26 protein-coding genes are annotated in these 24972 nt (G+C 37.4%); 3 read left to right on the top strand and 23 right to left on the bottom strand.

The window, feature by feature from the left end:
• Positions 1-41: 41 nt before the first annotated feature.
• From IGK27_RS04915 to IGK27_RS04885, 7 genes are all read right to left on the bottom strand, one after another.
• Positions 42-695 carry a TIGR01906 family membrane protein gene (locus IGK27_RS04915; protein ID WP_002396099.1) on the bottom strand — a complete coding sequence of 218 codons (654 nt, stop codon included), beginning with the start codon at positions 693-695 and terminating at the stop codon, positions 42-44.
• Positions 683-1453: a TIGR01457 family HAD-type hydrolase gene (locus IGK27_RS04910; protein ID WP_010818339.1), complete on the bottom strand. Its 771-nt coding sequence runs from the start codon at positions 1451-1453 to the stop codon at positions 683-685. Before IGK27_RS04910 ends, IGK27_RS04915 begins: the two co-directional genes overlap by 13 nt.
• A gap of 5 nt (positions 1454-1458) precedes the next feature.
• Positions 1459-2088 (bottom strand): YutD family protein, encoded by a 630-nt coding sequence (locus IGK27_RS04905; RefSeq protein ID WP_002377795.1) that lies wholly within the window; start codon positions 2086-2088, stop codon positions 1459-1461.
• Positions 2089-2122: 34 nt separating this feature from the next.
• Positions 2123-3505, bottom strand: coding sequence for a bifunctional metallophosphatase/5'-nucleotidase (locus IGK27_RS04900; RefSeq protein WP_033626337.1), 1383 nt, complete (start codon positions 3503-3505; stop codon positions 2123-2125).
• Between the two features lie 124 nt (positions 3506-3629).
• Complete coding sequence (locus IGK27_RS04895; protein ID WP_002357956.1) at positions 3630-5318, bottom strand: ribonuclease J; 1689 nt, start codon at positions 5316-5318, stop codon at positions 3630-3632.
• Positions 5319-5348: 30 nt separating this feature from the next.
• The gene (dapA, locus tag IGK27_RS04890) at positions 5349-6221 is read right to left on the bottom strand and encodes a 4-hydroxy-tetrahydrodipicolinate synthase (protein WP_033626336.1); all 873 of its coding nucleotides are present in this window, start codon (positions 6219-6221) and stop codon (positions 5349-5351) included.
• Between the two features lie 33 nt (positions 6222-6254).
• The gene (locus IGK27_RS04885) at positions 6255-7322 is read right to left on the bottom strand and encodes an aspartate-semialdehyde dehydrogenase (RefSeq protein ID WP_002381968.1); all 1068 of its coding nucleotides are present in this window, start codon (positions 7320-7322) and stop codon (positions 6255-6257) included.
• A gap of 206 nt (positions 7323-7528) precedes the next feature.
• Here IGK27_RS04885 and IGK27_RS04880 point away from each other — a divergent pair, with 206 nt between their 5' ends.
• Together IGK27_RS04880 and nfsA are read left to right on the top strand one after the other, a co-directional pair.
• Positions 7529-7987, top strand: a complete 459-nt coding sequence (locus IGK27_RS04880; RefSeq protein ID WP_002357960.1) for an S-ribosylhomocysteine lyase — start codon at positions 7529-7531, stop codon at positions 7985-7987.
• An 83-nt stretch (positions 7988-8070) separates the two neighbouring features.
• Complete coding sequence (nfsA, locus tag IGK27_RS04875) at positions 8071-8805, top strand: oxygen-insensitive NADPH nitroreductase (protein WP_002357961.1); 735 nt, start codon at positions 8071-8073, stop codon at positions 8803-8805.
• A 57-nt stretch (positions 8806-8862) separates the two neighbouring features.
• On the opposite strand, the gene IGK27_RS04870 is transcribed toward nfsA, so the two are convergent.
• From IGK27_RS04870 to IGK27_RS04810, 13 genes are all read right to left on the bottom strand, one after another.
• Complete coding sequence (locus IGK27_RS04870) at positions 8863-9111, bottom strand: YtxH domain-containing protein (protein ID WP_002357962.1); 249 nt, start codon at positions 9109-9111, stop codon at positions 8863-8865.
• Positions 9112-9201: 90 nt separating this feature from the next.
• Positions 9202-10080 (bottom strand): fructokinase ScrK, encoded by an 879-nt coding sequence (scrK, locus tag IGK27_RS04865; protein ID WP_002357964.1) that lies wholly within the window; start codon positions 10078-10080, stop codon positions 9202-9204.
• 226 nt (positions 10081-10306) lie between these two features.
• Positions 10307-10519, bottom strand: a complete 213-nt coding sequence (locus IGK27_RS04860) for a hypothetical protein (RefSeq protein WP_033626335.1) — start codon at positions 10517-10519, stop codon at positions 10307-10309.
• Entirely contained in the window at positions 10512-11576 is a 1065-nt protein-coding gene (locus IGK27_RS04855; protein ID WP_033626334.1) for a DUF916 and DUF3324 domain-containing protein, read from the bottom strand. The genes IGK27_RS04860 and IGK27_RS04855 overlap by 8 nt, the downstream gene beginning before the upstream one ends.
• A gap of 138 nt (positions 11577-11714) precedes the next feature.
• The gene (tagD, locus tag IGK27_RS04850) at positions 11715-12125 is read right to left on the bottom strand and encodes a glycerol-3-phosphate cytidylyltransferase (protein ID WP_002384695.1); all 411 of its coding nucleotides are present in this window, start codon (positions 12123-12125) and stop codon (positions 11715-11717) included.
• Between the two features lie 285 nt (positions 12126-12410).
• Positions 12411-12773 carry a hypothetical protein gene (locus tag IGK27_RS04845; RefSeq protein ID WP_430596432.1) on the bottom strand — a complete coding sequence of 121 codons (363 nt, stop codon included), beginning with the start codon at positions 12771-12773 and terminating at the stop codon, positions 12411-12413.
• Positions 12774-13520: a WecB/TagA/CpsF family glycosyltransferase gene (locus IGK27_RS04840; RefSeq protein ID WP_002360559.1), complete on the bottom strand. Its 747-nt coding sequence runs from the start codon at positions 13518-13520 to the stop codon at positions 12774-12776.
• On the bottom strand, positions 13510-14622 hold the full coding sequence (gene tagB / locus IGK27_RS04835) for a teichoic acid biosynthesis protein TagB (RefSeq protein ID WP_075320347.1): 1113 nt from the start codon (positions 14620-14622) through the stop codon (positions 13510-13512). The genes IGK27_RS04840 and tagB overlap by 11 nt, the downstream gene beginning before the upstream one ends.
• A gap of 316 nt (positions 14623-14938) precedes the next feature.
• Positions 14939-15208, bottom strand: coding sequence for a type B 50S ribosomal protein L31 (locus IGK27_RS04830; protein WP_002357967.1), 270 nt, complete (start codon positions 15206-15208; stop codon positions 14939-14941).
• Positions 15209-15308: 100 nt separating this feature from the next.
• On the bottom strand, positions 15309-16601 hold the full coding sequence (gene rho, locus IGK27_RS04825) for a transcription termination factor Rho (protein ID WP_002357968.1): 1293 nt from the start codon (positions 16599-16601) through the stop codon (positions 15309-15311).
• Positions 16598-17890 carry a UDP-N-acetylglucosamine 1-carboxyvinyltransferase gene (locus tag IGK27_RS04820; RefSeq protein ID WP_002357969.1) on the bottom strand — a complete coding sequence of 431 codons (1293 nt, stop codon included), beginning with the start codon at positions 17888-17890 and terminating at the stop codon, positions 16598-16600. The genes rho and IGK27_RS04820 overlap by 4 nt, the downstream gene beginning before the upstream one ends.
• 173 nt (positions 17891-18063) lie before the next feature.
• Positions 18064-18933 (bottom strand): class II fructose-bisphosphate aldolase, encoded by an 870-nt coding sequence (locus tag IGK27_RS04815; protein WP_002357972.1) that lies wholly within the window; start codon positions 18931-18933, stop codon positions 18064-18066.
• Between the two features lie 202 nt (positions 18934-19135).
• A complete protein-coding gene (locus IGK27_RS04810) occupies positions 19136-20092 on the bottom strand; it encodes a YitT family protein (RefSeq protein ID WP_002381974.1) in 957 nt (318 codons plus the stop codon).
• A 235-nt stretch (positions 20093-20327) separates the two neighbouring features.
• Here IGK27_RS04810 and IGK27_RS04805 point away from each other — a divergent pair, with 235 nt between their 5' ends.
• Positions 20328-20822 (top strand): YajQ family cyclic di-GMP-binding protein, encoded by a 495-nt coding sequence (locus IGK27_RS04805; RefSeq protein WP_002357974.1) that lies wholly within the window; start codon positions 20328-20330, stop codon positions 20820-20822.
• A gap of 16 nt (positions 20823-20838) precedes the next feature.
• Here the strand turns inward: IGK27_RS04805 and IGK27_RS04800 are convergent, their stop codons facing one another.
• The 3 genes from IGK27_RS04800 to IGK27_RS04790 are packed head-to-tail and all read right to left on the bottom strand — an operon-like array spanning position 20839 to position 24968.
• Complete coding sequence (locus tag IGK27_RS04800) at positions 20839-21522, bottom strand: HD domain-containing protein (RefSeq protein WP_010825152.1); 684 nt, start codon at positions 21520-21522, stop codon at positions 20839-20841.
• Positions 21523-21543: 21 nt separating this feature from the next.
• The gene (locus IGK27_RS04795) at positions 21544-22509 is read right to left on the bottom strand and encodes an asparaginase (protein WP_002357976.1); all 966 of its coding nucleotides are present in this window, start codon (positions 22507-22509) and stop codon (positions 21544-21546) included.
• Positions 22506-24968, bottom strand: coding sequence for an ATP-dependent DNA helicase (locus IGK27_RS04790; protein WP_033626332.1), 2463 nt, complete (start codon positions 24966-24968; stop codon positions 22506-22508). The genes IGK27_RS04795 and IGK27_RS04790 overlap by 4 nt, the downstream gene beginning before the upstream one ends.
• Positions 24969-24972 lie beyond the last annotated feature (4 nt).

Raw genomic sequence — 24972 nt, 5'->3', positions numbered from 1 at the left:
AAGAAAAGCGAGCAATTTTGGAATTGTTCACTTTTCTCTCTTTATTTTTTTAAAGAACGTTTTCCGATTAAAATACCTATCAAAAACAGGCCTTCTAATAAAACAAAAAACAAGATAAAACAATGCATAAAGTAGGCTTCAGGTAAGGCATTGATAATCGGATCAGTCAGCGGATTAAACAACCAAGCATCGTTGTTAAAAAATAATCCATGAAACGCAATAAAAAATTGATCAAAGCCAATCAGCATGAAAAAGCCAAAAAGCACAGGCAAAAACATTCCCCACTGAAATGGCCGTATCAATGTCCATAAACGCTGATTTTTTACCAAATATTTTAAATAAAGGACACTAGGCATCAACGTAACTAGTAATACGCCATAGCACAATAAAAACAATTTTTTCACTTCATAAAAATGAAAAGCCGCGCTATCAGACATTGGAAAATCAGGAAATACTAATGTTTTTTCAAAAGGATTGTTTAAGTACATCATTAAATGATCGTAATTTTTAATCAAGGTCACACGATCAACCTCTACGTCTTTTAAAATATTTAAGTGTTGGATATCAAAAAGATACAATGGACGAAAATTAATCGTGATCGTGATACTTAAAGCCACAATCGTTAAAAACAAACAAATGAGTCCAAGTGTTTCCCTTAAACGCAATTTCGACCTCATCATACTCAAAAAGTCCATTCATCTAAGGAATCAACAACATAGGTTGGCGGCGTTGGCAAAGTTGGAACAGCGGACTTAGGGGTAAAACCTGATGTAACTAACAAGCTATCAATACCATTTTGAATCCCTGATTGAATATCGGTTTCATAATTATCTCCAACCATAATTACTTGCTCTTTTTCCACGCCTAAATGCGCAATCGCTCGTTCCATGATAATCGCTTTTGGTTTGCCAATATAAACTGGTTTTGTTTGAGTAGCTGTCTCCACAAACGTCACAACTGAACCTGCACCAGGTAATAAGCCTCTTTCTGTCGGAATGTTCTTATCTGGATTGGTCCCAATAAACAACGCCCCTTTTTGAATGGCTAAGGTAGCTAAAACCACTTTTTCGTAAGATAATTCTGTATCAAGTCCCACGACAACATAATCAGGATTTGTTTCATCCCATTCAAAACCTGCTTCTAAAATTAAGTCAATTAAACCAGCCTCGCCGATGACAAAGACTTTCTTGCCTCGATTGGTTTCTTTCATGTAATCAATCGTCGCTAAAGTCGCTGTATAAACAAGGGATGTTGGGACATGAATATCAAATTCATTTGCTAAACGTTGTGCCACTGTTTCAGGAGATTTAGTGGTATTATTCGTTACAAATAAAAAAGGCAAATCTTTTTCCTGTAACTGCTCGACAAAACGTTTTCCGGCTGGAATTGGTTCTTTTCCTAAATAAATCGTTCCATCTAAATCAATTAAATATCCTTGATAGTCTTTTTTCACTCTGTTTACTCCTCACGTTGACGAATCGTAAAGCCTTTGCCAGATTTTTTGGAACTAGGCTGTTTGGGTGTAGTCGTTTTTTTATTTTCTTCTTTTCGCGTACGAATCACTGGCTTGCTATTTTTATTAGCGGGCGCACTCTTTTCCTCGACAAACGCGTTAGAACGATTATTCTTTTTATGGCGACGACGACGATGCGTTGTTTTTTCTTTACGTTCCCCTGTTCGTTCAATTACAAAATAGGCACAGCCAAAATTACAATATTCATACAAATAGTCTTCTAGTGTATCAATGCGTTGATCCGGCGCTGCCCGACGATTAGAAGTATCAAAAAAGCCACGCAAGCGTAACTGTTCATAGCCCCAGTCTCCTACGATATAATCATAACGCGCTAATACTTCACTAAACCGTTCACCTAAGCGTTCAGGATCAAAGGCATCACGATGATTTTTAACAATTCGGTACTCTCTTTCACCAATTTGAATATCTGTTTCATTCACAATGGTGACAATTTCCCCTTTTTTCTTTTCTTTTACAGGTTCTTCTTTTATTTCTTCAAGAACTGCTGTTAGTTCTTCTGTAAAGGTTGCAGCAGTTTCTGTTTCTTTTTTTTCGGTTGTCTTTTTGTCTGTCATTTTTTCACCACCTAGTTTTTATTATACCTTGTTTTTATTTGATTGGATAGTGGGCATGCAGATAGTTCGCCACGACAGTTCTTAAAACGTCTGGAAATAAAAATTCGACTTCTCCAACTAACTCAATCGTTGGGAAAAACGGAACAAATTGAAAGTGATCCACTGTTGTCAGCGTATATTTCTGCTCTGGCTGAATAGGTTTCCCTTGCCAAAAAACGGTCTGGCTATTTCGCTCAAAACGAATCCCATCATAACATAATTCGCCAAAAATTTTCCCGCGGAAGCCCATCCCGCGAATCGGAAATTTCCGCAGAAATTGACGACTTTTTTCCATTTCACGAATCAAACGGCTCATGTCTGACCCTTTCAAGGTAACCTTGATTAAATGCATTGGATGAGGCAAGGCTTCATGTAATTGGTCTGCATTGATTATTCCTTCTGGTAAATCTGCTAAAAATAACCCGTTGTTTAACACAGCCGCTTCGGTCTGCCCCGCTTCTTTTAACGCCTTCAAGGCAACAGTTATAAAGGCATGCGGTTGCCGTAAGTCCGTTGACAAAGTTTCAGGGATTTGTGCAATTTGCTGCGCTTGCAATAGTCGATGACCTTCCGTTAAGTAACCCGCAATTTCCTTGGCATCAGTTGCTTGCTCTTCTAAACTTGCTGTTTCAATGGTTTTTGCATAACTTGTGACTTGCTTCGTGTCGGCATCCACAAACAGATGCACTTCACCAATATACTGTCCATATTTGCCAGCAGCTGCTAGTTGCACATGATTAATTTTTTCACCATCTTTAAATAAATGATGTGTATGGGAACCTAAAATCACTTGAATTTCAGGATAATTCGCCGCAATCATAAAATCAGTATCTATCCCCAAGTGACTAAGCAAAATGAGAACATCACATTGAGGCGCAACTTCTGTAATCAGTTGAGGAAGGACTGCTTCCACTTGTTTGATTGTCCAGCCATTGGGATTATACGTTAAAGGAAATGGTGCGGTTAAGCCAATAAACCCTAACTTTGTGCCTTCTTTAGTTGTCATAATTTTATATGCTTGACAAAAACCTGGTAACGTTTGGGTTTTTGGATCTTCTAAATTAGCTAAGACCACTTCAAATGTTGCCTGATCATATAAATGCTCTAATTGTTTCTTTGAATTGCCGATTCCTTCATTATTTCCAATTGTAACCAGATCATACGCTAATGTATTCATTATAGCTACATTTGCTCGACCATCTGTTGCTTCGGTCAAAGGATGACACCGATCTGAAAAGTCACCTAAATCAATGGTTACGACTGTTTTGCCCTCTTTTTGGTACAGCGAACGTTTGGCTTTAACCAGACGCCGTATTTTGGGCCAATTTTCAAAGTGAGAATGAAGATCATTGGTATGGAACAACACAATCTCTTCCACTAAAATCGCCTCCTTTATTCAGCGCTCTGATTAATAGTACCATATTTATAGAAGAAAGTTACAAAAAAGAACAGATGACTTTAGAAGAATTTCTCCTAAAATCACCTGCTTTTATCAGGACGAACTATGCGTTATTTTTGGGACGCTTGCGTTGCGTCGCTTCCATGATAACTGGTAAGATCACAGGACGACGTTTGGTTTGTTCAAATAAATAACGGCTTAAGTTTTCGCGGATTTCTTGTTTCAGTTTGCTCCATTCAAAATCGTCACTTTCTAAATGCTTTTCAACAATTTCTGTGACAATATTGCTACTTTCTTTCATTAGGTCTTTACTTGTTTTAACGTAAACAAAACCTCTAGAAGTAATTTTAGCTGGGGAAACAATTCGTTTTTCTCGGCGATTAATTGTAACGACAGCCACAAAAATACCATCTTCGGAAAGAATACGACGATCCCGTAAAACGATATTACCAATATCGCCGACACCAATCCCGTCAATCATAATATTTTCGGCCGTTGTGCTGCCAGCTACCGACATTCTACCTTTTGTATACTCTAGAATGTCCCCACGACCTGTAATAAAGATATCTTTATAAGGCATGCCAATTTCATGTGCTAAGTCCGCATGCGCAGCTAACTGGCGGTATTCACCTTGGACAGGAATGAAATATTTTGGTTTCATTAAGTTCAGCATCAATTGCAAGTCATTCGGATTAGCGTGACCAGACACACGTAAATTGTCGGAAATTTGCTTCACCGTAGCACCGGCCCGATAGACAATATCCTCTGTTTTGGCAACCGTTGTTTCCATGGCCGTTGTTGGCGTTGTCGTAATATAAACTAAATCGCCTTCTTCAATTCGAACGACACCATGTGTATTATTAGCCATTTTTTGAAGTGACTTAATCGGTTCTCCCATCCGGCCTGTTTCTAAAATTAATAACTGTTCGGGTGCATATTTTTTCATTTCTTTTGGTTTCACTAATAGATCTTCGCTTGGCAATTGTAATTTTTCCAATTTCATCGCCGTCCGAATAATCCGTTCAAAATCTTGGCCTGTCAAAACGACTTTACGACCAGAACGATCCGCTGCATTCAATACTTGTTGGACCCGTTGCAAATTACTTGCCACACATGCCACGATGATTCGTCCTTCCCAATAGCGAATCGTGTCGAACACTTCATCAGCGATTTGGGCTTCCGATGCAACTTGGGCTGGGTTTTCAGCATTTGATGAATCACTAAGTAACGCCAAGACGCCTTCTTTCCCAATTTCAGCCAAGCGGCCATAATCGGTTTGATACATCTCAATCGCACTTTGATCAAATTTAAAATCACCAGTATAAACAATGTTGCCTTCTTTTGTTTTGATGCTAACGCCAATCGAATCTGGAATGGTGTGCGTTGTTTTAAAGAAGCTCACCGTTGCTTGACCAAAATCAATTTCTGTATGCGGGTCAATCACATGGAAATCTTTAAATTTCTTCGTTTCCGCATGACTGTTGACACTTAGTTTTGCTAGTTCAATCGTTAATTCTGTCCCAAAAACAGGCACTTGAATTTTTGAAAGCAAATACGGTAAGGCCCCAATTGCATCTGCATGGCCATGTGTTAAAAAGACCCCTGCAATTCGTTCACTATTTTCTTCTAAATACGTAAAATCCGGAATGACAACGTCAATTCCTAAAAGTTCGTTCTCTGGATATTGTAATCCACAATCCAGTACAAAAATTTCATCTTCCACTTCAGCAACGTACATATTTTTTCCATTTTCACGAACGCCGCCTAATGGAACGATTTTTATTGTACTCACTCTTTTCACCTCTCTATGATTACACGTTCTTTAAATCTCTAACGTGCGAATAATTCTTTGCTCTTCTTCTGGTGTACAAGCAACTAGAGGTAAACGTAAATTTCCAACAGGAATACCTAAATGATTTAAGGCCGCTTTCACGGGTGCCGGCGAAGGCACTGAAAACAAGGCGTTCATTTTTGGTAATAACTGTCGTTGAATTTTAGCCGCTTCCGGCAAGTTCCCCTGCTCCAGCGCTTGATACATCTCATACATTGACGAACCGAAGACATGACTGGCTACCGAAATAACCCCTTGTCCGCCAAGTGCCTTGGTGGCAAAAGCCAACCCGTCTTCTCCAGTATACACTAGAAAGTCTTTTGGCGCTCTTTCAATCAACTCAGTAATTGCATCTAACCCTGCACATTCTTTAATTGCCACAATTTTTTCCAATTGTGCTAAGCGCAAAGTAGTTTCCACTTCTAGACATGCAGCCGTTCTACCAGGAACATTGTACAAAATAATTGGCAGTTCACTTGCTTCTGCGATGGTTTTAAAATGTTGATACATACCTTCTTGATTTGGTTTATTATAATAAGGAACAACCGCCAAAACAGCATCGATACCAGCGATTGTCGCTAACTTTTTCACAAAAGCGACTGAGTCACGTGTATCATTCGTACCTACACCACAAATAATCGGAATACGTCCATCGATCAGTTCAATAATTCGCTGGAATAATTGTAATTCTTCTTCATGAGTTAACGTGGGTGATTCACCAGTTGTTCCTGCTAAAATAACGCCTTCTGTATGATTGGCCAATAAATAGTCTACCAATTGCGGTAGTTTATCAAAATCTATTTCTCCCGATTCTTGAAACGGCGTAACCATTGCCGTAATAATTGTTGCATTCGTTAAATCCATCCTATTCCCTCCCGAGTATACAATACAAACCTTCTAGTCGTTTTCAGGTACACGAAGCAAATTCATTTCGTGTAGCGTTTCAGCAATTTGGACCGAGTTCCAAGCAGCTCCTTTTAATAGGTTGTCTGACACAATCCATAAATGGAAACCGTTCTTCACGTCAACGTCTTGACGAATACGGCCGACAAATGTTTCTTTCTGGTTGACGCTATTTAGCGCTTGTGGATATAGTTGTTCACTTGGCTCATCTTGCAAAATTACACCTGGAGCTTGCGCCATTAATTCTTGGATGGCTGAGACCGATGCATCTGCTTGTTTCACTTCTATATAAACAGATTCAGAATGTCCTGAAATTACCGGAATACGGACACAGGTGGCAACGACTTTTAGCTTGTTGTCTCCCATGATTTTTTTTGTTTCATTCATCATTTTCCATTCTTCGTAGGTATACCCTGCTTCTGAAAAAACATCAATTTGAGGCAACGCATTAAAAGCAATTGGATAATGTTTTTCGTCACTGCCAGCTGGTAAAATTTCAGCTGACCATTCGCTGACAGGTTTTCCCTCTAAAAAATCTTCGGCTTGTTCTTTTAGCTCATTAATTGCACGGATACCTGCGCCACTCACAGCTTGATACGTTGAAACGATGATTCGTTCTAAGCCAAACGCTTGCCGAATTGGTTCCAAGGCCACCATCATTTGAATCGTAGAACAATTGGGATTTGCGATGATTCCCTGATGATTTTTCAAGGCTTCCGGGTTCACTTCTGGAACAACTAAAGGAACATCTTTTGCCATTCTAAAATGGCTAGTGTTGTCAACAACGACAGCTCCGCGCTTAACTGCTTCTGGTGCAAACTTTTCGGAAATACTCCCACCAGCACTAAATAATGCTAAATCGATTCCTTCAAATGATTCCGGGACTAATTCTTCCACGATAAGAGGTTGTCCTTTAAACTGAATCTCTTGTCCAGCAGAACGCTTAGACGCCAATAACCTCACACTGGCAATTGGCAAACTTGTTTCTGCTAACAATTCAATCATTCTTGTCCCGACAGCACCTGTTGCTCCTACCACGGCAACATGATATTCTTTTCCCATATTTTCATACTCCCCTCTTACCTTCTTGTAAAAGCTACTTGTCCTATTTTACCATAGTATTGAAAAAACCTACATAGTCAAAAAAATGATTTTTTTATTTTCCCATGATATTTTAAAACTATTACCCATCAAAGGACTATCCATTGACTTTTGACTTAAATTTGTTATAGTTAAAACGAATTTAATTATAAAGGGAGCGAAATTTCATGGCACGCGTAGAAAGTTTTGAATTAGATCACAACACAGTAAAAGCACCATATGTTCGCCTTGCTGGCACAGAACAAAATGGTGATGCGTTAGTCGAAAAATATGACTTACGTTTCTTACAACCAAACAAAGATGCCCTACCAACAGGCGCATTACACACGTTGGAACATTTATTAGCAGTTAACATGCGTGATGAATTAAAAGGAATCATTGACATTTCGCCAATGGGTTGCCGCACTGGTTTTTATATGATTATGTGGGATCAACATTCACCACAAGAAATCCGTGATGCATTAGTCAACGTTTTAAACAAAGTAATCAATACAGAAGTTGTTCCAGCAGTCTCTGCAAAAGAGTGCGGAAACTACAAAGATCATTCTTTATTTGCAGCGAAAGAATACGCAAAAATCGTCTTAGACCAAGGAATTAGTTTAGATCCATTTGAACGTATTCTGTAATCTTTAGCAATTAACGACAGAGAAACCCACTATTAAGCTGTGGGTTTTTCTGTTCTCTTTCTTAATTTAAACGGAGGTTTTTTATGAATCAAACAATCGAACAATTACTAAGTCACCGTTCCGTTCGTCATTTTAAAAAGCAAGCGTTAACGGACAAGCAGAAACAACAGTTAATTACTGCAGCTCAAGCAGGATCAAGCTCCAATTTTTTACAAGCTTATACAATTATAGAAATCAAAGATCCTGAGCTACGCAGAGAATTGGGACGTTTAGCGAATTGTGAAGACTATGTCGTTAACACTGGTGTGTTCTATGTTTTTGTTGCTGATTTGTATCGTCATGCAACGATTTTGTCAAAAGAGGGGCAATCATTGGAACCCTTAAAGACACCAGAATCATTATTAGTAGCTGCCGTTGATACAACGATTGCTGCGCAAAACATGGCCATTGCGGCTGAATCTATGGATTTAGGGATTTGTTATATTGGCGGCATTCGAAATGACTTAGACACAGTAGCCAAACGCTTATCTTTGCCTGAATTAACTGTACCACTTTTCGGATTAACAATCGGTGTACCAGAAACGTTAAATGGTGTAAAACCACGGATGCCTTTTGAAAATATTTTAAGTGAAAATCACTACCAATCAGACAAATTGACAGATATGCACACATATGATGAATTATTAAAAGATTATTATGCCAGCCGCTCAAGTAACGCCCAAACAGCGGATTGGTCACAGAAATCTTTGTCCTATTTTTCTTATAATCGTCGCCCAGAAGTAAAAACATTTTTACAGAAGCAAGGATTTGATATCTAAACAAAAGAGCGTGGGCTTACGTTATTTCAACGTAAGCCCACGCTCTTTTGTTAATTTTTATTTATCTTTACTAAATTTGTCTTTTAAGTCTTCAAAGCCTTCTTTAACTTTATCAGTTAATTTTTCAGCGCCTTCTTTAAGGTCATCGCCGGCATCACGTGCTTTGTCTTTTACGTCAGCAAAGGTTGATTGAGCTTTTCCTTCAAGTTCTTTGCCTTTATCATCCGTAACTTTGCCTTGCGCTTCTTTTGCAGTACCTTCTACTTTATCTTTTGCATCGTCAAAACGTCCTTTTAAATCTGCCATGCTAATCCCTCCTAAATAATTAATTACATAATAAGAGTATCATTCTTAGCCATTTCCTTCAAATATAATGCATGAACTGCGAATAAATGGTTATTTTTGAGCTATTAAAGCTTTTTTTGCCAAGGCAAAGCAACCAATTGTTCCTGGATTATCTTCTAAAAGAGGCGTCACCAAGTATTTTTCTAAAGGCGGTGTTTCCACATATCCATTGACTAATTCAGCAAATTTTTCACGAACTTTCGGCATCAAATGACGTTGTTTCATGACGCCGCCGCCTAAAATGATCACTTCTGGCGCTAATAATAAAGTAGTATTGTACGCCGCTTGCGCTAAATAATAAGCTTCTAGTTCCCAAGTTTTATGATCCTCTTCCAATAAATGTCCTTTTTTACCAGAACGACCTTCAACTGCTGGTCCTGCTGCAATCCCTTCTAAACAATCTCCATGATAAGGACAATTTCCTGCATACGTATCTTCAGGATGACGACGGACTAACGCATGCCCCATTTCTGGGTGGCTAAAGCCTTCAATAAACTCACCGTTTTGAATCGCTCCAGCGCCAACACCAGTTCCAATTGTATAATATACACAACTAGATGTATGTTGCCCATTTCCAGCAACATACTCACCATATGCTGCAGCATTCACATCCGTTGTCCAAGCCATTGGCACATCAAAATGTTGTTTCATAGTCCCTAACAAGTCAAAGTTACGCCAAGCTAATTTTGGTGTAGAAGTGATATAACCATACGTAGGAGAATCAACATGAATATCAATCGGACCAAACGAACCAATCCCAATCGCTTTTAAAGGATATTGTTGGAAAAATTCTATTACTTTTTTCATTGTTTCTTCTGGGGTTGTTGTGGGAAAACTGACACGTTCTACGATGGTCAAATCATCTGTCCCAACGCCACATACAAATTTTGTGCCACCGGCTTCGATACTTCCTAAAAGTTTTTCTGTCATTGCAATATGCTCCTTCGTTTCCATTTTATAAGTAAGCGGATACATTACTTTTGATTAAATAACTAACATACACGTTTAGTTTACCACTTTTTTGTCGTTTCGACAGAACAATTTAACAATTTCAGTCAGGTTGCCCAATGAAATCTGGCAAGTTGCTAAAGAGCATTTTCCTAAAACAAAAAAACGAGCATTCACGGTTATCTAACAATGAATGCTCGTTTTTTGTTTATTGATTCTTTAGCGAAAAATATAACAATAGTCCGATTGTAATCCACCCACCACTAAGTAAAAGCATTAACCAACTTAAAAGCGTTTCTTTTAGAATACTTCTGGGTTCTTTTGCATGCTGAATAAAACTCATACTAGTCAGCAAAGTAAAGAGGAAAAACATAAAACAAATGACCGCTAAACCGCCAGACAACCAAAACCAACTAGCCATTATTCTCACTCTCCTTTTCGCTTGTTTTTTGATAATTATTGCGCCAAATGACACTACAAATTGCCCCGATTGTGATTACTAACAACGTGTAGAAAGTCGGTAACCACCATGTAGGTAGGACCCATTTGACCGCAGCTTCTTGATTCAATTTTTTTGCTTCACGAGTGTTAATCGTAAATTCTTGTTGAAAAGGCCAAGACCGTTGTTCATCTTGTTGTAAAATAGCACGTCCTGTAAATATATAAGTCCCAGCATCTAGCGGTTGTTTGCCCAAATCAAGATGAAAATTCATGGAACTATTTGGGGCAAAGCGAACATTTTTTAGTGTCCGTTGTGCAATTTTTTTAGAGGATCCTTTTTTTATCACTTGACCTTCTAAACGAACTTCTGGAAAAATAGCAGCATACGGATTTTGAATGACCGCCTTTAGCGATTTGGACCCTAAAGCAATTGTAGGTGTTACTTTCACTAATTTCAGTTGGTTCACCTCTGTTAAAGGAGCATTCTCAGCACTCCTCATGGCAATCGCAACATTAAACCCGTAGCGACTGGTTAATCCCATTGTTTGGTTCTCTTCCTCTGTTTTTTCATCTTTGAGATGCGCATAAACCCCGCCTAAAACAACTCCTTTGATAGGCTGATCAAGTCCCTTCACCTTCATCTTTGCTGATACTGTTTGATGAGGCGGCACACTCACTTCCTCATTTTCTAAAGTAACCAAGTCTGTCAGCGGAACCTTTAACGATGAATCAAGTGGTTTATCAAAATCATTGTACACAATCAACCCATTATCATTTGTTGATGCATTTGCTAGAGTCAATACGATGGACAATTTTTCGTCTGTCTTATTTTTTATATCTAGGACAATAGTGGAAGATTGCTTTGGTGCCAGAATTAAATCATAATAACTAGATGTTCCTGACACTTGATTTTCTGGTAAAACAGGCGTTACTGTAAATTTAGTCTTCATTTCTTCTGTAGCTTCTACTTTTGGAACAATAATAAAAAATGTGAAAAACAGAAATAGACAGAAAACACCGACTTTTTTTCTACTCATTTCTTCAAGATCTCCTTTATAAAGCTGAATGTACCTACTAGTCTAACAAATCAGCGAAACAATGCTGATCAATCTTTGACTTTTGGGAAGGATAATCTTGAAAAAAGTCTCCTTGAAAAATACCAAGGAGACTTTTTATTATTCACTATAATATAATTCTTTTTTTATCTGTGTGGTTGATACTTCTGGCGTTCGTGGCAAATAAAGAACCTTTGCGGTTGTTTCAACTTCTAGAAAATCAAAAGCCCCTTGCCAATCATCGCCCATGACTAAAGTATCAATTTTAAATTCAGCAATATCGGAAACTTTTTGTTTCCAACTAGTTTCAGGAATAACTAAATCAACATAACGAATTGCCTCTAATAATTGTTTACGTTTTTCATATGAAAAATAACTTTGTTTCTTTTTTTCTAAATTAAAAGCATCTGTTGAAAGTCCAACAATCAGGTAGTCCCCTTGTTGTTTCGCTTTTTTCAACAAATTAATATGACCATAGTGTAGGAGGTCAAATGTGCCGTAAGTAAGTATTTTTTTCATAAAAACCTCCATTTGTACTTTGATATTTCTTCGTTAATTATCAATTTTTGTGAATAGAAAAAAGGCTACTCTTGATTGACTTTGATGGTTTTTCGGTCAAATTTTTTATTTTCTGTAGCAGTATAGATTAGTAATAACTTACTCAGAGACTTTATAGAGAAAGACGTTGTTGTAGCTTTTTTTAATTGTTTTAACTGCTTTTGCAATTTCAACGGATTTTTATCTTTTAATAATTTAATTTTCGTTAAACGAAAAATGTGTTCCTGATGCTCAAATGAACGTTCAACATCTGAATAACTAAAACGAAGATATTCTGAAAGCACCTCTTGATTTACAGCAACTTTTTCCTTTTGGTAAAAACCATTCTTTGCCATTTTGATCTATTAGATGCCGCTCACTTTGATTTGAAATAACAATTTCTTTATCGTCTTCAAAAAGATACGAAAAAAGCATTGCTTTTTTTATAATTATGTACTCAGTTACTTCATATGAAGACAATTTTCTTAATTCTTCTATCAAACTATTCCATTGATTATTTTGAACAAATTTACTTAGTTTGTGAATAGGTGGTACTCGTAAAATGAACTTCTCATCTTTCTCTATTTTCACGATATAAAAAGTTGTGTCTAAGTCATTTTCCCAAATAAACAAAATAATCATTTACTGCCCCCTAGACTTGTTGTTCCGATACTTAATAGTCAAATAAATATATTTAGGAATTTGCATTAACCGATCGTATCTCTTCATTGTCAAACAACGATATAACCATTCCAAATTGTGATTTATATAAAATTCTGGCGCTCTTTTTACTGATCCAGCTAATACGTCAAAAGTACCGCCTACGTCTAAAAATACATTAGCTGTCAGGTGATCAATTGTTTGTTCCAAAAAAATCTCTTGTTTCGGTGAACCTAATGCTACAAAGACAAACCTTGGTTCAGCTTTGTTAATTTGTTCCACAATTTCTTGCTGTTTTTTCTTTGTATAGCCATGTAAAATACCGCTAATAACAATCCCTGGATATTGTCGTTGAATATTTTTAGCTGCTGCTTCAACTACTTCTTGCTTTGCACCATACAAGAAGATTCGTTCCTTATGTTGATTTGCATACTCTAAAAAATTATCCATGACATCAATTCCTGTAACTCTTTCACGAATAGACCCACCCATTAGCTTCGATGCCTTGACCACACCTATCCCATCTGCAATCCGATGAGTTGCTCTTTTCAAATATAACTTAACTTCTGGATGTTCAAATGCTAACAATGAAATCTGCGGATTAACGCTAGTTACAATCATTTTCTCTTTAGCTTTGAGATAACTTTCTAAGTCATCCATAATTTCTTGATGTGTTAATACGTCAACTGGTAATCCCCCAATATATTCAGTGCGTACCTTACTTTTCACAAAATCCCCCCAAGATTCTCTCTACCAACTCTACTATTTTATTAATGGTCTCTTTTGACTGATATTGATTCCATTCTTCGTTAATTCTAGTAATATTATCTTTATAACTATTTATTGAAAAATTTGACAATGCCACAATCAACTGTTTTTCATTTTCAACTAACGGTCCTGGTAAATATTCAAAAAAATCAGGCTCAATTCCAGGATTTAATGCGTATTTTTCTAAATCTGGACAAAAAAATAAAATGTTCGGTTGCTCTTTAACATGCATGTATTCAAAGACCACACTCGAATAATCAGTAATCAAGTAGCCTATTTCACTAAAGCTTTCAAAAATATGCTTTTCCCAAATAGAAACATTTCTCGGTAGTTCAATGGCATCTAACTGGATTGATGGATGTAATTTCATATAAAAATGAAAATTTGGCATAGCAGAAAAAGCCTTCATTGCTTGATTTATCACAAGCATCATTTCATTCATTCCCTCTCGGTAAGTTGGTGCATATAAAACTTTATTATTCTGATTTGTTTCTCCTACCTCTAATTTTTCAAGATAAGCAAGACGCGGCGAACCAAAATGACAAAATTGAGCATTCTCGAGACGATAATTGTTTCTAAAAATTGCTTCCATTTTTAGTGAATTAACGATAAAATAATTCATTTTATCGTAAACTTTTTGAAACCTGATTTGATCCTTGCTACTTCTATGTTTCGTGTGATAAGCACCCCAGCCAAACTGTTTTAAAGCCCCATTAGCATGCCATAATTGGATAACTACTTGCTTTTTTTTTAAAATTGCCAATTCTGGAAAATAATTATCTACAAAAATTAACGGCGCTGACTTCAAGTATGAAATCGCCGTTGTAATCAACAAAGTTTTCTTATCAAAAAGTATCGTCTTTATGCCTTTTTGATTTAAGGATGCTGCGTATGATTGACAATTTTTTGTATAAAGTACTATTATCATTCCGTGATAGTGTTGTTCTAATTGTTCAATTAAATGTCCATCATTTCTTGGGAAACTCATTATGTACACAATTTTTACTTTTTTATGCTTGTACGGTCTCCATCTTAATACTGTTAAGTACAATTGTTTTAGCACTTTTATATCCTTTCACAAACAATAGTTTTCTTATAAAAAAGATATGATCAAAGTCTTTAAAAAGAAAAAGCTTACATATAAACTCATTAAAACAAATTATACCTTAAAGATTCTAAAAAGACAATTGCACTTTACAATATGTATACTATCCAAATAATTTAAATTATACGGTATACGGACTAGCTATACTTTCAGTTAAATAAAATAATATTTAAATAATTTCTCTGAATTTAAAACTGCCTATCCAACAAAAAAAGAGGTTTCCCACCACAGTGGAAAACCTCTATAAACCTTGTCATAACAATGTTTTGAAAGACTATGCGTCTGGATTTGCGTTTTCGTCTTTGAGACCGTATTTTTTGTTGAAACGGTCCACACGTCCGTCGGCTTGTGTGAATTTTTGACGACCAGTGTAGAATGGGTGTGAGTCTGAAGTAACCTCAACACGTAATAATGGATAAGTGTTGCCATCTTCCCATTCAACAGTTTCTGAAGATCCTTTAGTTGAACCTGAAAGGAATTTGAAACCTGTTGTTGAATCCATGAATACTACTGGTTGGTAATTTGGATGGATATCTTGTTTCATACGTTTTTTTCGCTCCTTTGCCCTGATCCATTTGCTGTATCAGAGTTATTTTGTCGGTATACAACAATGCTATCTTACCATGTTTTCAGTTGGTATGCAATTATCTTTTTGGATTTCTTTTAATTTGTTTGCCAAACGAAACATCATGGAAAACTTCAAATAATTGTTGATTATTTTGGGTCCGTTTCAACATTTTTATGAATTGATCCGTATATTCCAGCGAGTCTCCTGACATATTATTTCTCAATTTCCACGTTTCTTCTAGTTGTTCTGGTGTCATTAGCAACTCTTCTTTTCGCGTACTTGATTTTTTAATATCAATTGCTGGGAAAATACGGCGCTCTGCTAATTCACGAGATAAATGGAGCTCCATATTGCCTGTGCCTTTGAATTCTTCATAGATGACATCATCCATTCGGCTACCTGTATCCACCAATGCCGTGGCTAAAATAGTCAGACTGCCCCCTTCTTCGATATTTCTGGCAGCACCAAAAAATCGTTTAGGTTTGAAAAACGCAGCTGGATCTATTCCGCCACTTAAGGTTCGACCACTAGGCGGGACCACTAAATTATAGGCCCTTGCTAAACGAGTGATGCTGTCCATTAAAATAACTACGTCCCGTTTGTCTTCAACTAAGCGCATTGCTCGATCCAAAACCAATTCAGCAACTCGCGTATGATTTTGTGGTTGTTGATCAAAAGTTGAAGAAACCACATCGCCTTTAACGCTTCGCTCTAAATCAGTCACTTCTTCAGGACGCTCGTCAATTAACAACAGAATCAATTCCACATCAGGATGATTTTCTGTAATCCCATTAGCAATTTCCTTTAAAACACTTGTTTTCCCGGCTTTTGGCGGCGCTACAATTAAACCACGTTGCCCAAAACCAATTGGGGCAAATACATCAATCATTCGTGTTGATAATCTGCCAGCCGTTGTTTCTAACGTTAATTGTTTTTCAGGATACAACGGTGTTAGCGCTGGAAAATGTGGCCGCTCTTTCGCTTCTTCAGGATCTTTCCCATTGACACTTTCAACATGCATGAGTCCATAGTAACGTTCTGATTCCTTTGGCGGACGCGCCTTGCCAGCTACTTTGTCCCCATTTCTCAATCCGAAACGACGAATTTGAGAAGAAGAAATATAAATGTCTTCTGCACTTGGTCCATAATTAATTGGCCGCAAAAAACCATAACCATCCTGAGAAACAATATCTAAAATTCCTTCCATGAAGAAAAACCCTTGCTTCTCAGCTTGTGCACGAATCACAGCTAAAGACAATTCTTTTTTGTTCATTTGGCTATAATAAGGAATTTTAAACTCTTTCGCGTACGCATAAATATCTTTTAACGTACTGTTTTCCAATTCAGCCATTGTTAAATAGTCGCTCATTGATCCACCTCAAACGGACCTTCTTGTTCTTCGGTTTCTAGCATTTGAATATCAGCACCCAAAGCAGTTAACTTTTCGATAATGTGGTCGTACCCACGTAAAATATATTCTACATTATAAATCGTGGTCGTACCTTCAGCCATCAAGCCGGCAGTGACTAGGCAAGCGCCTGCCCGTAAATCAGAGGCGACTACTTCTGCACCGTGCAATTGATTTGGGCCATTTAAGATAATCATATTGCCTTCAACCGAAGCATCAGCCCCCATCCGCACCAACTCAGGGATATGCTTATTTCGTTGAGCATAAATCGTATCAATAATTTCACCAGTTCCTTGCGCTTTTAAAAGTAATGGCGTTAACGGTTGTTGCAAGTCTGTGGCAAAACCAGGATACGGATAGGTTTTCACCGTCGTCATTTTCAGATCATGTGACGGATGAACTTCAATCATGTCTTCTTCAATTGTCATCTTAACGCCCATTTCTTGCAATTTCGCAATGAAGCTTTCTAAATGCTCATAAATAACATTTCGAACTTTGATTCCTTCACCCATAGCTGCTGCCATAGCTAAATAAGTCCCAGCTTCAATTCGATCTGGAATAATCGAGTGACGACAACCATGTAATTCTTCGACACCTTCAATCCGAATAACGTCCGTTCCAGCTCCTCGGACTTTTGCACCCATGTTATTTAATAATGTAGCAATATCAATAATTTCTGGCTCACGCGCAGCATTTTCAATAATCGTTTTGCCTTTGGCTTTAACTGCGGCTAACATGACATTGATTGTAGCGCCAATAGATACCATATCCATAAAAATTCGTGTTCCTTGTAAGCCAGCTTCGTCTGTTCTCAAGTACATCGCCCCATGTTCGTTGGTTACATGAGCGCCTAATGCTTCAAATCCTTTGATATGTAAATCAATTGGACGAGGGCCTAAGTAACAACCGCCAGGTAAGCCGACAACGCCTTCCCCAAATCGACCAAGAAGTGAGCCCATAAAATAATAGGATGCACGTAAGCTATTGATTTTTCCTTTTGGCATTGGCACAGAAACAACTTCTGTTGGGTCAATAATTAATGTATTATTTTCAAAAGTAATTTTAGCACCCATAATTTCTAAAATTTCAATTAATGAGTGAACATCCTGAATGTCAGGAACGCCATCTAAAGTCACGGGCGAATCTGCTAAAATAGCAGCTGGAATTAAAGCGACCACACTATTTTTAGCGCCGCTAATGGTTACTTCGCCTTTTAATGGACGATTCCCATTGATTACGATTTTTTTCATTTATATTCTCACCTATCTGTAATATACGTTTTCTAAATAAACTACCCAATCATTCTATCATAATCAAGCTTAAGAAAAAAGAAAACTTCTCAGGTATTTTAATAGAATGAAAAAATAACAAAAAATAAAAAAGACAGCCACGTGCTGTGGCTGTCTTTAACGTAACTAGTTGATTAAGCTTTGTTAGCTGAACCGAACCAATCAATGTGTTCTTCTGCATCTTTGATGATTGCAGCTTTACCTGGTGCTAATAATTTACGAGGGTCAAATCCTTTACCTTCTAAATCTTTACCAGCTTCAATATATTCGCGCGTTGCTTTAGCGAATGATAATTGGAATTCTGTATTTACGTTAACTTTTGAGATACCCATTGAAATTGCTTTTTCAATTTGTTCTTGAGGAATACCAGAACCTCCGTGTAATACTAGAGGTACATCAGAACCGACAGCTTCAGCAATTGCTTGTAAGTGATCAAATGCTAAACCTTTCCAGTTTTCTGGATATTGACCATGGATGTTACCGATACCACATGCTAAGTAGTCAATACCTGTAGCAACCATTTGTTTACATTCTTCGATATCAGCTAATTCGCCAGTACCGATGATTCCGTCTTCTTCACCACCGATTGAACCAACTTCACATTCGACAGAAATACCTTTAGCGTGAGCTTTTTCAACTACATCTTTCGCTAATTTTAAGTTTTCTTCGAATGGTAAGTGAGAACCATCAAACATGATTGAAGTATAGCCAACTTCGATACATTCTAAAGCAGCTTCGTAGTCACCGTGGTCTAAGTGAATTGCTACTGGAACTGTGATATTCATTGAGTCTACTAAATTAGTAATCATGTCTTTAGCTACTTTGTAGCCGCCCATGTATTTAGCAGCGCCCATTGATGTTTGGATTAGAACTGGTGCTTTTTTAGCTTCTGCTGCTTCTAAAATCGCTTGTGTCCATTCTAAGTTATTTGTGTTATAGCCACCTACTGCATAGCCGCCTTTACGTGCTGCTTTTAAGAATTCTGCTCCTGATACTACTGGCATAAAAAATTCCTCCTAAGTTTTTAAAAACTTTATTTGTTAGGTGTTCCCTAACCAACGGTTCTATTTTAGCAGAATTCCTGACACTTTTCTAGTAAAATTCCCTTTTTCAGAAAATTTTTGTCTATTCTTTCACATAACCTTCATTTTTATAAAAAAACCTCCAGTTTTCCCGTTATCACTTTGGGATCTGAAGGCCGACTTGCTATTTTAATTTTTTCTTTGGTGGATAACGTTTCACCTTGTAAGATTGAAGCTCAGGAAATGTTCCTGTACTATGAAAAATCCGTTGTTCATCTTCATTGGCAAAACGCCCTAAAACCGATTGTGTTGGTAAAATATTTACAAAGGCATTCTCATCGATACTGTAAACTGCTTGTTCTAAATCATAGAGCTCGTAGCGAGTAATGACCATCATAATCATCCGACCTTCTGCACCTGAATAGCCGCCGATTGAAGGCAACAAGGTCATGCCACGAGCGATTTGTTGAGAAACTTCTAAGGCAACAGCTTCTGGTCTCGTGGTGACAATCATTGCTGTGACTTTTTGGTGACTAGTATGAATCATGTCGACCACCTGACTCAAACAGTAAATAGAAATAATAGTATACAACGCACTTTCCCAGTTAAACACAAAACCAGCCAACAGCACAATAATACCATTTAATAAGAACATAAAATTACCAACTGTTTTCCCTGTTGTTTTTGAAAGAATCAGTGAAATAATGTCCATGCCGCCAGTGTTAAAGCCCATTTTCAATGAAAGCCCTGCGCCAACGCCGACTAAGACACCACCCATAATTGCGTTCATCAAAGGATTCGTTGTGACTGTTACGATTGGCACAAACATAGTGACAACGGAAATGCCAATAACATTGATGAAACTAAGAATCGTTGATTGTTTCCCTAATTTTACAAACCCTAGAATGAAGACGGGAATGTTTAAAAATAAAATGAAGATCCCTGTATTAATATGGATTCCTAAATTTGTATATAATAATGTAGCAATGATTTGCGCAATTCCGTTCATCCCTGCCGAAAAAACTTTTGCCGGAATCAAAAAGAAATTCAAACCGACCGCAGAAGTCAAAGCGGTTATCGCCATCACTGCTATTTTTTTTATCGATTCATTCCTTTGGTAAGTACTAACCAATCGACTCATTTTTCTTCGCTCCTTCGCTATTCTTCTGACTTAGAATAACAGGTTCTATCCTAAAAGAAAAGGGGCTAAAAGCGAACATTGAAAAAAATTTTTTTTGCAACGTTTCCATGAAAGAATGCGGGAAGATATCCCTAAAAACTGATCTTCTTATTTCTCTATTCAAAATGATTCTAGCCTAACCTTTTTTACTATTTCATGATATGATGAAGCAAAGAATATTTTAGGAGGTTTTTACATGGCTGCAAAAGAAGCAAGTTTTGATGTAGTTTCAGAGGTCAATATGGAGGAAGTCAAAAACGCAATTCAAATTGCCTTAAAAGAATTGAAAAATCGTTTTGACTTTAAAGGGTCAATTGCTGATATTAAATTGGAAAACGATAAACTAGTAGTCGTAGCTGAAGATGATTATAAAGTCGAGCAAGTGAAGGATATTTTATTTGGAAAATTAGTCAAACGCAATGTTCCGATTAAAAATATTCATTTCTCAGAAAGTGAAAAAGCCTTAGGCGGTACTGCTCGCCAATATGGTGATTTAATCAGTGGTATTGATAAAGAAAATGCGAAAAAAATCAACACAGCTATCAAAAACTCTGGGATTAAAGTTAAGTCACAAATCCAAGAAGACAAAATTCGGGTAACTGGAAAAAGTCGGGATGATTTACAAAAAGTCATGGCTCTTTTACGAGAATTAGATTTACCAATGGCTCTTGAGTTTAATAATTATCGCTAAAAAAATCCTTCAACTGTTAATGAACAGTTGAAGGATTTTTTAGTTTTGGTACCGGCCATTCTTGATTATTCAATAAAACGATTGGTCGGCGTTGGATTTTTTCTGAAAAAGCGGCAATTGCTTTGAAAACCTTTGGCATAAAATAAAACGCATTTAATTCTTCTAAATCCAGTTCTTCTTCTGCCGTAAACGAGACACAAACCTCTTGTTCTGAAAGCATAATTTCAATTTTCTTTAAAAATTGAAATTGCCGCATTCCTGGCACGAAATAACCAGCCTTGGCAACACGAGAGGTTGTAATATCTAACTTATCACTAATGATTAGCGCTAGTGTCATTAACTCTTCCGAATCAAAGCCATTACTATGATTTTCTATAGAAGATAAAATTTCTTCTTGATAAGGCAAACAAATCTTTTGCTTACGAAAATATGCTTCTGCAAATTGTTTCCCACGAAGTGCATGTCCTGCTTTTCCTTGTAGCGCACCCACATCATGGAGCAGTGCCGCAATTTTTGCCGCCTCTAAATACTCCTCTGAAACAGCAAGTTGTTTCAAAATCATTTCCGTCATGGCTACGACATTGTTTACATGAAACCAATTATGGTATGCCCACCCAGCTTCTTCATCTTCCATTTGACCAATTGCATCATAAATTTGTCGAATTTCAGTATCTTGATGAATGCGTTCAAACAGCTTCATTTATTTTCTCCTTAAAATTAGTTACTGTTCCAAAAATTCTTTTAACTCTGCAGGATTTTTTTCGCTGTTTAAACCAACAATTAAACGAATCCGCGCTTTCGGTCCGTTTAAGCCACGAGCAAAAACAACCCCCATTTTTTTCAAGCCAACGCCACCACCAGCATAATCATAGATATCTTCAGCAATGCCATTGGAACAACGAGAAACTAAAACGACTGGAATCCCGTTGTCTAGCATCTTTTGTAATGCTGGGAGCGTTTCTGGCGGTAAATTACCCGCACCTAGCGCTTCAATTACTAACCCATCCGTTTCTGGGGTGTTTAATAATTCAAACATCCGTTCACCCATCCCCGCATAGGCCTTCACTACGTGAACATTTCCTTTCACAGAAGAAACATCGCAAACTTCTTGCGGTAAGACCTCTTTCGCAAAAAAAGCACGTTCTTTCGCAATGGTTCCTATTGGTCCAAAAGTTGGCGTCCGAAACGTCGCTACGTTCGTTGTATGTGTTTTTGTCACATAACGCGCCGTATGAATTTCATCATTCATCACGACTAAAACACCTTTATCGTACGATTCGTCTGAACAAGCAGTCCAAATAGCACTGATGAAATTATACAAGCCATCACTACCGATTTCGTTACTTGACCGCATTGCTCCTGTTAAAACAATGGGGATTTTTTTCTCTAAGGTTATATCTAAAAAATAAGCTGTTTCTTCTAATGTATCTGTTCCATGCGTAATAACCACGCCATCAATTGGTTCAGAATAAGCTTTTTGAATCCGTTCTTTTAATTGAAACATCCGTTCTAAGGTCATGTGTGGTGAGGGAATATTAAAAATATCTTCGACAACTAAATGAACCTTGCCAGAAAATAATGCTTCTTGTTCCATCAACGGATTTTTTTCATTCGGGGCAACACTTCCTCCTGCTACTTTCGACATGGAAATGGTCCCACCTGTATGAAGGACTAAAATGGTCTTCATTTGTTTCCTCCTTTGTTTTCTTTATTTTTTAACCAAAATTGTTTCACTTGTTGAATGAGTTGTTCATTGCTGTTTGCCTTTCGATGCGCCAACCAATGCGGCGGAAAGAAACGCTGGACACTTGGTAATTCAAATCGTTCGTCTAATAACAACACAAAGCCTTTATCTCGCGCATCTCGAATGACACGTCCAGCCGCTTGCAAGACTTTATTCATGCCAGGAATTTGATACGCAAATTGAAACCCTTGCCCTCGCTCTTCTTGATAAAAAGTGCGAATCAGTTCTTGCTCCGGATTCATTTGTGGTAGCCCGACACTAACAATTATCGTACCAATCAATCGGGTACCTTTCAAGTCAATTCCTTCTGAAAATATACCACCTAAAACACAAAAACCGATGAAAGTTTCTTGAGGATTCTCTTTAAATTCAGCTAAAAATGCTTCTCGCTCTTTTTCGTTTAAGTCCGTTCCCTGAATTTGAGTTTTTACTTGCGGGTAGCATTGGCTAAATACTTGATAGACATCATCCATATAGGCATAAGAAGGGAAGAAAATTAAATAATTACCTGTTTTTGTTTCACTTAACTTCCCTAAAAGTTCACTAATCTGTGGATAACTTTTTTCACGGTTTTTATAGGTTGTTTGAAGATGACTACCAATCATCAACAATTGATTTTCTTCTGGAAAAGGATACGGAATCCGATAACGTAGGCTTTCTTCACCTCCACCAAGCACTTCTTGATAATAATTCAGAGGTGTTAAACTTGCCGAAAATAAGATACTCGCTTTCCCTTTATCTAATCGTTGTGACAATAAATAAGCCGGATCGACACAAAATTGTTTCACAACGCAGTCATAGTTTCGCAAAGAAATAGACGTATAAAAGCCGTTGTCGTAATACTCGCTGATTCGAAGATAACTTAAACAATCAAAATAAAAACTGAGAATCGACGCCAATTCCTCAATGTGTTGATTTTCTGGCAACCATTCTGCAATTACTTCTGTTAATCGATGTATCTGTTTAACTAATGAATCAATTGGCGCGCGTTGGGCAAAAAAATCCGTGTCTTTTTCTTCACAGATTGCTTCAATATCATCAAACGTAGTTAAGACTTTTTGACAAGCTCTTTTTAATTGAATAGATTCTTTTTGCAATCTTTTTTGAATTTGCAAAACCGCATTCCTAGAAATAGCGGCCGAATACATCTCCCGTGAACGATTAACCAAATTATGGGTTTCATCCACTAAAAAAATATTCTCTTCTGCACTTTGGGGTTCTTCAAAGAAGCGCCGTAAATAAACCGTTGGATCAAATAGATAATTGTAATCGCCAATAATTAAATCACACCAAAGACTTGCATCTAGCGACAACTCGAATGGACACAATTGGTGCTTTTGTGCATACCGTTCAATAACCTCTCTCGTTAAATGATTTTCATGTTGCAATAAATCCCACAGTCCCTCATTTAAACGATCATAATAGCCGTCAGCAAACGGGCAATGTTCTGGTGTACAATTTCGTTCAGTTAAAAAACAAATTTTATCTTTTGCTGTTAACGTAATACTCTTAGTTTGCGCTTGTTTTTCGGACAGCGCTTTGACGGCATCTTCAGCCACTTGCCGCGTGATGGTCTTAGCTGTTAAATAAAAAATCCGTTCGCCTTCTTCTTCACCAATTGCTTTCATCGCTGGAAAAAGAGTGGACATTGTCTTGCCTGTTCCAGTTGGTGCTTCCACGAAGAGCCGCTGTTTACTAAGAATTGTTTTATAGACGGCTACCGCCAATTCTCGTTGCCCTTTGCGATACTCCCCGTAAGGAAAACTAAGATTTTTTAATGATTTATTTCTCAAAATACGCCATTCTTCTTTAAAAATTACCCACTGTTCATAGCGCTTCATCAAATCAGTAAAAAACTCCGCTAATGCAGCTTCTGTAAAATGGCGTTCTTGTCGTGTGATTTGTTTTGTAGTGGTCTGATAATAAGTTAGTTGCAGCGTTATTTCAGAAAGTTGTTCTTGTTGGCAATACATGTGACCATAACACATCACTTGATACCAAAACAATTCGACCTTTTCTGGCGGCAATTCTTCAAACGCTGGTTCGGATGTTTTAATTTCATCAATGACCACTTGCCCAGTTTCTTTCACAAAAATGCCGTCTGCACGACCTTCTACACAATAATTATGGCCATTTAAAGGCACCTCAATTTTTAAAGATACTTCCTTTTGATAAAGGCTCCCCGCTTCCTTTTGCAACATTCGATGAAGGCGACTACCTTCTTGTGGTGTATGTTCACTCACATGGCGAGAATCGATACTTCCCCGCCTTAAAATAAATTCGACCACTTGACGAACCGCAATTTTTCTCGTTGATTTCACGTAATCCCACCTATCTGCCTCCCTATTATAGAACATACATTCGCTAAACAAAAGCAAAAAATCCAAAACGAACACAATCATGCGT

Origin of the sequence: Enterococcus sp. DIV0236, assembly GCF_050558525.1 — a bacterium.
Lineage (GTDB): Bacteria > Bacillota > Bacilli > Lactobacillales > Enterococcaceae > Enterococcus > Enterococcus faecalis.
This window is presented reverse-complemented; position numbering and strand designations above follow the sequence as displayed.